This window comes from Parolsenella sp., assembly GCF_982402205.1.
This window is the reverse complement of sequence record NZ_CEVYAT010000049.1, coordinates 1-9,698: the sequence shown is the minus strand read 5'-3', so window position 1 is coordinate 9,698 and position 9,698 is coordinate 1. Positions and strand designations below refer to the sequence as shown.

At 66.6% G+C, this 9,698-nt stretch carries 6 protein-coding genes and 1 pseudogene; 3 read left to right on the top strand and 4 right to left on the bottom strand.

The window, feature by feature from the left end:
• Positions 1 to 494, top strand: a 494-nt coding sequence (locus tag AC1VTH_RS04160; RefSeq protein WP_481334856.1) for a hypothetical protein, incomplete at its 5' end; no start/stop codon positions are given.
• Between the two features lie 232 nt (positions 495 to 726).
• Positions 727 to 3,009 (top strand): KUP/HAK/KT family potassium transporter, encoded by a 2,283-nt coding sequence (locus AC1VTH_RS04155; protein WP_481334855.1) that lies wholly within the window; start codon positions 727 to 729, stop codon positions 3,007 to 3,009.
• A 231-nt stretch (positions 3,010 to 3,240) separates the two neighbouring features.
• On the opposite strand, the gene AC1VTH_RS04150 is transcribed toward AC1VTH_RS04155, so the two are convergent.
• The 4 genes from AC1VTH_RS04150 to AC1VTH_RS04135 form a co-directional block, all read right to left on the bottom strand.
• The gene (locus AC1VTH_RS04150) at positions 3,241 to 4,734 is read right to left on the bottom strand and encodes a citrate synthase (protein WP_481334854.1); all 1,494 of its coding nucleotides are present in this window, start codon (positions 4,732 to 4,734) and stop codon (positions 3,241 to 3,243) included.
• A gap of 6 nt (positions 4,735 to 4,740) precedes the next feature.
• Positions 4,741 to 5,028, bottom strand: coding sequence for an ACT domain-containing protein (locus AC1VTH_RS04145; RefSeq protein ID WP_293673819.1), 288 nt, complete (start codon positions 5,026 to 5,028; stop codon positions 4,741 to 4,743).
• 329 nt (positions 5,029 to 5,357) lie between these two features.
• Positions 5,358 to 7,121, bottom strand: a complete 1,764-nt coding sequence (locus AC1VTH_RS04140) for an ABC transporter ATP-binding protein (RefSeq protein ID WP_481334853.1) — start codon at positions 7,119 to 7,121, stop codon at positions 5,358 to 5,360.
• Entirely contained in the window at positions 7,122 to 9,011 is a 1,890-nt protein-coding gene (locus AC1VTH_RS04135; protein WP_481334852.1) for an ABC transporter ATP-binding protein, read from the bottom strand.
• A 124-nt stretch (positions 9,012 to 9,135) separates the two neighbouring features.
• On the opposite strand from AC1VTH_RS04135, the pseudogene AC1VTH_RS04130 reads away from it, so the two are divergent.
• Positions 9,136 to 9,698: pseudogene (locus tag AC1VTH_RS04130) on the top strand (hypothetical protein); the annotation flags it as partial.

Genomic DNA, 9,698 nt, shown 5'->3' with positions numbered 1-9,698 from the left:
TTCACCCGTTAGAGCGCGCCTACGGCTCGCAAGGCGGACGCCCCCGCTACGGCGCGGGCAGGCGAGACGACCACGACGCGGGTCAGCGCGGCCCGCATGGCCTACGTGGCGACCGACCCTACGGCTCCGACCGCCGCGAGGACCGCAGCCGCAACGCCAGCCGCCCCTACGGCTCCGACCGACGCGAGGAGCGCAACCACGGCGCAGGCCCGCATGACTCCCGCGGCTCGGCTCGCCCCTACGGCGCCGGCTCGCGCGACGCCCGAGGCGACCGCCCGCGCTACGACGCGGCACGGCCGGACGGCCCGCGCCCACACACCGCGCGCTCGCAGGGTCCCATGCGCCCGCTCATGGGCAACGGCCCCAGGCCCTCGCAGCACGGCGGCGCCGGCAGGCCGCGCCTTCAGGGCAACGGCCCGCGCCCGTCGCAGTTTGGCGGCGGCCACCGCGGCCGCAACGACGGTTCCACCGAAGGCGGCAGAACCAACCGGTAGCAGGGCAAACGCAACGCGTACACGCCACCGACGCCCACTTCACACACGGTAGGCGCGATAATGCTAATTGAGGCTGCCTGGACTTGGCTTTCAGTCAGGCCCAAGCAGCCTTTACATGCGCGCGGGCGCTCGTTCAGAATGGAGTGAACGCCCCGCCACGCGAGGCAAGCCCGGGTCCACCCGGTTCCACAGGCACGGGGCGCAAGCCCCCGTCTCAAGGAGAGACACGAACATGGGAGTTTCCCAAACGGCAGAGAGGACCGCTTCTAAGAAGCGCTCTCCCAAGGGCGGCATTCCGCTATCCGCCGCAATGATCCTCGTCACGCTCGGCGTGGTGTACGGAGACATCGGCACGAGCCCGATGTACACGCTCAAGGCCATCATGAGCGGCAACGGTGGCCTCACCACGATGAGCCAGGACGTCGTCATCGGCGCGCTGTCGCTCATCATCTGGACGATGACGCTCATCACCACGGTCAAGTACGTCCTCGTGGCCATGAAGGCCGACAACCACAACGAGGGCGGCATCTTCGCCCTGTACAGCCTCGTGAAGCGCTGCGGCAAGTGGCTCATCATCCCGGCGATGATCGGCGGCGCCGCGCTGCTCGCAGACGGCATCCTCACGCCGGCCGTCACGGTCACCACGGCCATCGAGGGTCTGCGCACGATCGACTTCTTCCACGCGCTCATCGGCGACAACCAGGGCATCGTGGTGCTCATCACCATCGTCATCCTGTGCGCGCTGTTCGCCATGCAGCGCGCCGGCACCTCCACGATCGGCAAGGCGTTCGGCCCCATCATGACCGTGTGGTTCCTCTACCTGGGCATCACGGGCCTCGTCAACGTGGGCGCCGACCTCAACGTTTTCCGTGCGCTCAACCCGCTGCGCGGCATCATGTTCCTGTTCAACGGCAACCTCAACCACGCCGGCCTCATGGTGCTGGGCAACGTGTTCCTGTGCACCACCGGCGCCGAGGCCCTCTACTCGGACATGGGCCACGTGGGCAAGGCCAACATCTACGCCTCCTGGCCATTCGTGAAGGCCTGCCTCATTCTCAACTACCTGGGCCAGGGCGCCTGGATCCTCGCGAACAACGGCAACGCCGCGCTCGCCGCCACCCCCGAGCTCAACCCGTTCTTCCAGATGCTGCCCGAGGCCGTGCGCGTCTTCGCCGTCGTGCTGTCGACGTTCGCCGCCATCATCGCCTCCCAGGCGCTCATCACGGGCTCCTACTCCATCATCTCCGAGGCGATCCGCCTCAACCTCATGCCGCACATGCGCATCGCCTACCCGTCCGAGACCAAGGGCCAGATCTACATCCCGCTGGTCAACAACATCATGTGGGTGAGCTGCATCGGCGTGGTGCTCTTCTTCCAGAGCTCGTCTCACATGGAGGCGGCCTACGGCCTGGCCATCACGGTCACGATGCTCATGACCACGCTGCTGCTGTTCACGTACCTCTCGCGCGTCAAGCGCCACAAGGCGCTGGCCATCCCGTTCCTCGCGTTCTTCGTGGCCATTGAGCTTGCGTTCTTTGTCTCGAGCCTCACCAAGTTCATGCACGGCGGCTACGTCACCGTGATTCTTGCGGCTCTCATCTTTGCCATCATGTACATCTGGAGGCGCGGCACCGCCATCGAGCGCACGCAGAGCGTCTACCTGCCGGTGAGCGAATACCTTGACCAGATCAGCGAGCTGCGCACCGACGACGAGATCCCCTATCTGGCCGACAACCTGGTCTTCCTCACCAACGACTCGTCACCCGACATGCTCGACCGCGACATCCTCTACTCGATTCTCGACAAGAGGCCCAAGCGCGCCCGCGCGTACTTCTTCCTCAACATCCAGGTGACCGACGAGCCCAACACCCACGAATTCTCGATCAACACCTTTGGCACAAACTACCTGTTCAAGGTGCAGATTCGTCTGGGCTTCCGCGTGAACCAGCGCGTCAACGAGTACCTCTACCAAATCGTGGAGAAGCTCGTCGAGGACCACATGATCGAGCCGCAGCACCACAAGTACTCGATCTACAAGAAGAAGAGCGAGGTGGGTGACTTCCGCTTCTGTCTCATTCGCAAGGTGCCCTCGAGTTCGGCCGACATCTCGGCGTTCGACCGCAACATCATCCTGGCCAAGTACGTCATCCGCAGGGTCTGCGGCTCGCCCTCGCACTGGTACGGCCTCGAGAACTCCAACGTTGTGTTCGAGTACGTGCCGCTGTTTGCCCGCTCCAAGCGCCAGCACGTGCTGCAATACGTCGAGCTGCCCGAGGCCATGCGCCACGTGCGCGCCGCGGTCGACGAAGCGCACGCCACCTACCTGGCCCACGAGAGCGGCGCCTCTGCCGACACCGCCAGCGACGAGGACATCGACCTGTTCGATGCCGCGGTGCGCAAGGCCCACGACGACGAGGCCAGGCACGTCGAGGACTCCGTCATCGGCGGCGACACGGCGGTGTTCCACCCCATCGTGATCGACGAGGACGGCGAGAGCGAGGGCCGCAAGGAGTAGCCCGCGCGCCCATCTCATAGCGAGCGCAAGGCGCCCCGGCGGTTTTAGCAACCGCCGGGGCGCCTTATTTGCTAGGCTGATCAACTTTTTCTTGCTAAATCGGTATGCCGGCCACCAAGCGCTCTGGCAACGGACAATTTACCAGCGGATTTATCAAGCCAGATATCCAACTATCCCGTCAGCGCCTACAACAAGCACGAAAAACCTGATTAGCACGCTCCAATGGCGAGCCTACCCGCGCTGGTCGATGGGCACGTAGTCGCGCAGCTCGATCACGGAGTTGTAGGCCGGGCGGATGATGCGCCCGCTGCCGTAGAGTTCCTCCATGCGGTGCGCCGTCCAGCCCGCAAGACGCGCCATCGCGAAGATGGGTGTGTAGAGGTCGGCCGGGATACCCAGCATCGAGTACACGAAGCCCGTGTACAGGTCGATGTTTGCGCAGATGGGCTTGTTGGTGCCGCGCGCCGCGCGGATGATGTCGGGCGACAGCCGCTCGATGCCCTCGATGAGCGCGAGCTTGTCCTCGCAGCCCTTGAGGGCGGCGAGCTTGCGGGCGTAGCGCTTGACCACGCGGGCGCGCGGGTCGCTCTTGGTGTAGACGGCGTGGCCCATGCCATAGACGAGCCCCGTGTTGTCAAAGGCCTGGCCCACAGCGATGCGTTCGAGATAGCTCGCTAGCTCGTCGTCGTTGTCCCAGCGCTCGACGTGGGAGGCAACGTCTTCGATCATCGCGCCCACCTTGGCGTTGGCGCCGCCGTGCTTGGGACCCTTGAGCGAACCCATCGCCGCGGCGTAGGTGGAATAGGCGTCGGTGCCCGAGCTCGAGAGCACGCGGCAGGTGAAGGTCGAGTTGTTGCCGCCGCCGTGCTCGGCATGGAGCATGAGCATGACGTCGAGCATCATGGCCTCGTCGCGGGTAAAGCCCTCGTCGCCACGCAACACGTCGAGCACCGTCTCGGCCATCGAGTGGCCCTGGCGCACGGGCGGCACAAGCAGCTGCGAGCCGTCGCGGGCGGCGACCGACGCCGCGTGCGCGATGGCCGCGATGCGCGGCAGGCGCGCGAGCAGCGACAGTGACACATCGACCTCGTGCTGCGGCGAGGTGTCGTCGGGATTCTCGTCGAAGGCGTAGAGCAGCAGCGTCGAGCGGGCCATGACGTTCATGATCGAGCTCGACTCGGTGGTGCGCGGGAACAGGCTCAGGTAGCCGGTGGGCAGCTCGCGCCGCGAGTCGATGCGGGCCTTGAAGTCCGCGAGCTCGGCGGCGTTGGGCAGGCGGCCCGAAATGAGCAGGTAGGCCATCTCCTCGTAGCCAAAGCGGCCGGCGCCGTGGGTCTGCCCCACGAGGTCGTCGAGATGGTAGCCGCGCATCACGAGGTCGCCCTCGTCGGGAATGACCTTGCCGTCGACCTTGTTGTAGCCATGGACGTTGGAGACCGTGGTGAGGCCCACGAGCACGCCCGAGCCGTCGGCGTTGCGCAGGCCGCGCTTGACGTCATACTCGCGATACAGCTGCTCGGGCACCTTGTCGACAGAGGCAAAGCCCTCGTAGAGGCCCACGCTCTCGGCCGGGCGGCCCAGTCCCTCGACGCTCGAGGGCATGGGCGTCACGTCGGTGGCGTGGAGCAGTGCCGAGGTGTCCTTGTTGGTGAGGATGCGACGCACCACGTGCGAGCGGATGCGCTCGGAGGGCGTGGCGCGCGGACGCTGGGGAAACGTTGCCATGGCGGCCTACAGGCGATACATGAACTTGAAGACGTCCTCGCGCTGGATCGTAATCTGGACGCCGAGCTTCTCGGAGAGGGCGGCAAGGCCGTCGTGGATGGTGGCGAAGTCGGCGCCACCCAGGTCGACGAGGGTCGTCATCGTGAACATGCCCTGCAGGATCGTCTGCGAGATGTCGAGGATGTTGACGTCCTGCTCGGCAAGCAAGCCGGCGACCGCGGCGACGATGCCGGATCGGTCGGCGCCCAGCACGGAGATGATGGCGCGGTCGGTGGTCGTGGTCTCGTCGCTCATGTGCTCCTCGCATTTCTGTGGCAGCCGCCACACGTTGCGTACGGTGTGACCTGCCATTGTAGTGCAGCCACGTTACCGACGTATTGCGAGCAGGGCCCCATCCGTTGCGCACCCACTTTTACGCATTCATTCACCAAGCACCCGCATTTACGTGCCAGAAGACCTCCCAGCACGTAAATGCGGGTTCCCAATGCAAAACGGCGCGCAAAGATGGGTGAGCAACGAAAAGGGGCGAGAAGAACGCGTAGGGCAGGCGTGGCGCAAACGCAGGGGGGGCGAGAGGCGCGTGTCCCTCGCCCCCACGGGACGGCAAATCTGACAGCCGGAGCCTACTCCCCCAGCGTCCAGGCGTCGCCTTCATGCTGCAGGGCCACCATGCGGGCAAACTCTCCGCCCGCGGCCATGAGTTCGGCAGGGCCGCCCTGCTCGGCCACCACGCCATCGCGCAGCACCACGATCTTGTCGGCGTTCTCGACCGTGCGCATGCGGTGGGCAATCACGATGACCGTCTTGCCCACGAGCAGACGCGAGAGGGCCTGCTGTACCTGCGTCTCGTTCTCGACGTCGAGGCTCGCCGTGGCCTCGTCAAGCAGCACGATGGGCGCGTCCTTGAGCAGCGCTCGGGCGATCGAGATGCGCTGGCGCTCGCCGCCCGAGAGCTTCGAGCCGTTCTCGCCGATCATCGTGTCGTAGCCCTGCGGCATGCGGCTCACGAACTCGTCGCAGTTGGCGGCACGTGCGGCGGCGAGCACCTCCTCGTCGGTGGCGTCGCGCCTGCCCAGGCGGATGTTGCCCATCACGGTGTCGTCGAACAGCAAGACGTCCTGGAACACGATCGCGAAGTCGCGCAGCAGCACCTCGGGGTCGACGCCCGCGACGTCGACGCCGCCCACGGTGACGGTGCCCGCCGTGGCATCCCAAAAGCGCGCGGCCAGGCGGCTCACGGTCGACTTGCCCGAGCCGGACGGCCCCACCAGGGCCGTGACCTGGCCCTCGAGCGCCACGAAGCTCACGTCGCGCAGCACCCGCTCGCCCGCGCGGCCGTCCTCGCCCGCCCCATAGCCAAAGGCCACGTGCGAGAACTCGATGTCGTGTCCCGCCGGCTCGAACTCGTGCGCGCCCGTCGCAAGCGGCTCCTCCATGATGGAGCGCATGCGTGCCGCGCTCGTCTCGGCGGCAAAGAGCTCGGAGAGCAGCGCCAGCGCCTGGTCGAACGGGGCGTAGAGGCGCGTCACCACGAGCAGGAACGCAAAGAACGTCATGAAGTCGATGGCACCCGACGCCACGAGCGAGGCGCCCGTCACCACCGTGGTGGCTATCCCCAGACGCAGCACCACGTAGGCGCCGTTCACCACGAGGCCGTTCGTGAGCTCGCCTCTCGTGCAGGCCCGTTCGGCCTGGTCTATCTGGGCGTTGAGCCCCTCGAGGTAGCGCTCCTCCTGGTTGGTGGCGCGAATCTCGCGCACGCAGTCGAGCGTCTCCTGGATGCCCTCGGCCACCTTGACCTTCTCGGCACGGTTGGCGTCGAAGAGGGGACGCAGCGGCCCTCGACTCGCAAACAGCATCGCGAAGGCAACGGGCACGCTCCAAAACGCCGCGAGCGAGAGCTGCCAGCAGAACGCCAGGGACCCCACAAACACGACGGCGGTCGAGATGATGGCGCCCCACAGCTCGCCCAGCACGTGGCTGTAGGCGTGCTCCATGGTCTGGACGTCGCCCATGATCGTCTCGGTGAGGTCGGCCAGGTCGCGCTGGCCAAAGAACGACAGCGGCAGGCGGCGCAGGCGCTCGGCGATGTCGATGCGCTGCTGGCCGCACTCGTCGTAGAAGACGCAATAGGTGTTGACGTACTGCATCCAATTGCACCCAAAGAGCAGTGCGATAAACGCGATGAGGCCCAGCGCGAGCGGCGCCAACGCGGGCAGCCCGCCGCCGTCGACTAGATGCTCCACGAACGCGCCCATCACGTAGAACAGAAAGCCGATGCCCGCCATGGTCACGAGATTGGTGATCGCGGTCCACATGATGCCGCGCTTCATGCCGGCATAGGCGGAGTCGCTGAGCAGGTACTTTTCCTTGAATGAGGCGAACATCTAGGCCTCACCCCCTTCCCGGGCAATCGCGGGCGCACCCGCGGCCGCGGCATCGCTCGTCTCGGCGCGTGGACCGGCATCTGAGCCGCCGGTCACCGCATCGGTTGCGCTCGATATCTTCCAGCTCACGGCCTGCTCGTAGTTGGCCCACATGCGCGCGTAGAGGCCACCCCGCGCAAGAAGCTCGGAGTGGGTGCCCGTCTCGGCAACGCGCCCGCGCTCGAGCACCACGATCTTGTCGGCGCCCACCACGGTCGAGAGCCGGTGGGCAATCATGATCGTGGTGCGGCCCCGGGCCAGCCTCGTGAAGGCCCGCTGGATAAGGGCCTCGTTCTCGGGGTCGGCAAACGCCGTGGCCTCGTCGAGCACCACGATGGGCGCGTCCTTGAGGATGGCGCGAGCCAGGGCCACGCGCTGCACCTCGCCACCCGAGAGGTAGGCGCCGCCCGCACCCAGCATCGTGTGGATGCCCCGCGGCAGCTTGGCCACGATGTCGTCGCACTGCGCGTCGTGGAGGGCCGCAAGCACCTGCTCGTCGGTGGCATCGGGGCGCGCCGCACGAACGTTGTCGGCGAGCGTGCGGCTAAAGAGCCGGTTGGCCTGGAAGACGAAGGCAACCTGGTCCATGAGCTCGTGCGCGTCGACATCGCGCACGTCGACGCCACCCACGGCCACGGAGCCCGAGGTCACGTCCCAGAAGCGCGGCACGAGGCTTGCGGCCGTTGACTTGCCGCCGCCCGAGGGGCCCACGAGCGCCACGGTGGAGCCGGCAGGCACCTCGAAGCTCACATGGTCGAGGGCGGGCCTCTCAGCACCCTCGTAGGCAAAGCTCACGTCGCGGAAGGACACCGAGTTGTCTGCCGGGTGCTGGGGCGCGTCGCCGCGCGGGAGCTCCGCGGCGTCCATGAGGGCACGCACGCGGGCGAGCGAGTCGGCACTCATCTGAGAGGCTTCGCCGGCAAACTGCAGCTTCGCCATTGCCGTGGGCACCACCGCCGAAAAGATCGCGTAGAAGGCAAAGTTCGCGAGGAAGCGCGCGAAGTCGCCCTCGCCCGGCGCCAGCAGCAGGGCTGCCGGCACGAGGAAGACCACGAGGCCGTTCAGCACCGTGAGCTGCGCCACCTGCGGGGTGCGGCAGAAGGTGCCGGCATAGCTCATCGCCATGCGCGAGTACTCGGAGATGGCGTCGTGAAACGCCTTGAACGAGTAGACCGTCTGCTGAAAGACCTTAACGACGGGAATGCCGCGCACGTACTCGGTGCCCGTGGCGTTCATCTTTGTGAGGGCGCCCATGTACTGCTTCATGAACTCCATGCCCTCGCCGCTCATCATGCGCACGAGGCACGCAATCGAGACGGCGACGGCGGCAAGGCACGCCAGCCCCAGACGCCAGTCAAAGACGGCGAACAGCGCAAGCATCCCCACCACCATCGCCACCGCGCCCGCGGCATCGGGCAGCATGTGGGCAAGCAGCGTCTCCGTCGAGGAGGCGCACCCGTCGATGACGCGACGCAGCTCCCCGCTGGAGTGGGTCGAGAAGTAGCCCAGCGGCAGGCGCATGAGGTGCGCGCAGGTCTGCTTGCGCATGTTCGAGGCGCAGCGAAATGCCGAGAGGTGCGTGCACATGAGCGCACAGAAGTACACGGCGATCGAGGCCACGGCAAGGCCCACGGCCCACCAGCCATATGCGGCGATGCCCGCCGCCTCGTCCCAGTTGGGCGCCACCGCGATGAGGTCGCGCGCCACGAACCAGATGCAGACGAACGGGCCAAAGCTCAGCAGCTGCGCCACGGCAGACAGCGCCATGCCCACGTACGTGAGCGGCCGGCGGCTGCCGGAGAACTCGAGCAGCTGCGCCACGGCGCCCGGCTCCCTGTTCTTCTTTGCCATCCCTTCTCCTTAACGTTCGCGGTTGATAAGTTAGCCGCCGCGAACTTATCATGAGGGCAACGCACCCTCCCCCGCCAGGCAAAGAGGGAGACGAATCCGAAAGAGAAGGGGACGTTTTCGCAACATGGCCGCCTGTCCAGCAGACATCACCGAGCTCTACGCCCCGCAGTTCGAGCAGTTTGGCCTCTCGCTCGACGAGCGCGGCGCCACGTTCACGGGCAGCGTCGACAACGAGGTTGGCTCGGGCCGCGCGTGGCTTATGCCCCTCTCGGACAGCTGCCTGGTCCTCGAGCACGCCATCACGCCCAAGAGCGACATGCTGCTGCTCGAGCGCACGCCCTGCCCCTATGCCTGCGCCACGCTGGTCAACGAGTCGACGCTCATCTGCATGCCCGAGTCTGGCATAAGCCCCACCAACGTGAGGGTTGCGCCCGAGGAGGGCGGGGCCTCCACCACCTGCAGCTTCGTGCGCGAGAACAGCGACGAGAACCTCTCGCCCCTGCGGGCGGGGCACCTCTACCGCTCGCGCTCCGTGATCTTTCTGCCCCGCTACTTCGACGAGCTCGAGCGCAGCTACCCCGGCGAGTGCTCGGGGCTCTTTGACGCCTTCGCGCGCGGTTGGGGCGAGCAGGCGCAGCTTGCGATGGGCGGAGCGCTGCGGCGCATCAACGAGCGACGTGCCCAGGG

Bases quoted from the DNA above. Each gene is read 5' to 3' on its own strand.
- AC1VTH_RS04155 (WP_481334855.1), top strand. From the start codon at position 727: ATGGGAGTTTCCCAAACGGCAGAGAGGACCGCTTCTAAGAAGCGCTCT.
- AC1VTH_RS04150 (WP_481334854.1), bottom strand. From the start codon at position 4,734: ATGGCAACGTTTCCCCAGCGTCCGCGCGCCACGCCCTCCGAGCGCATC.
- AC1VTH_RS04145 (WP_293673819.1), bottom strand. From the start codon at position 5,028: ATGAGCGACGAGACCACGACCACCGACCGCGCCATCATCTCCGTGCTG.
- AC1VTH_RS04140 (WP_481334853.1), bottom strand. From the start codon at position 7,121: ATGTTCGCCTCATTCAAGGAAAAGTACCTGCTCAGCGACTCCGCCTAT.
- AC1VTH_RS04135 (WP_481334852.1), bottom strand. From the start codon at position 9,011: ATGGCAAAGAAGAACAGGGAGCCGGGCGCCGTGGCGCAGCTGCTCGAG.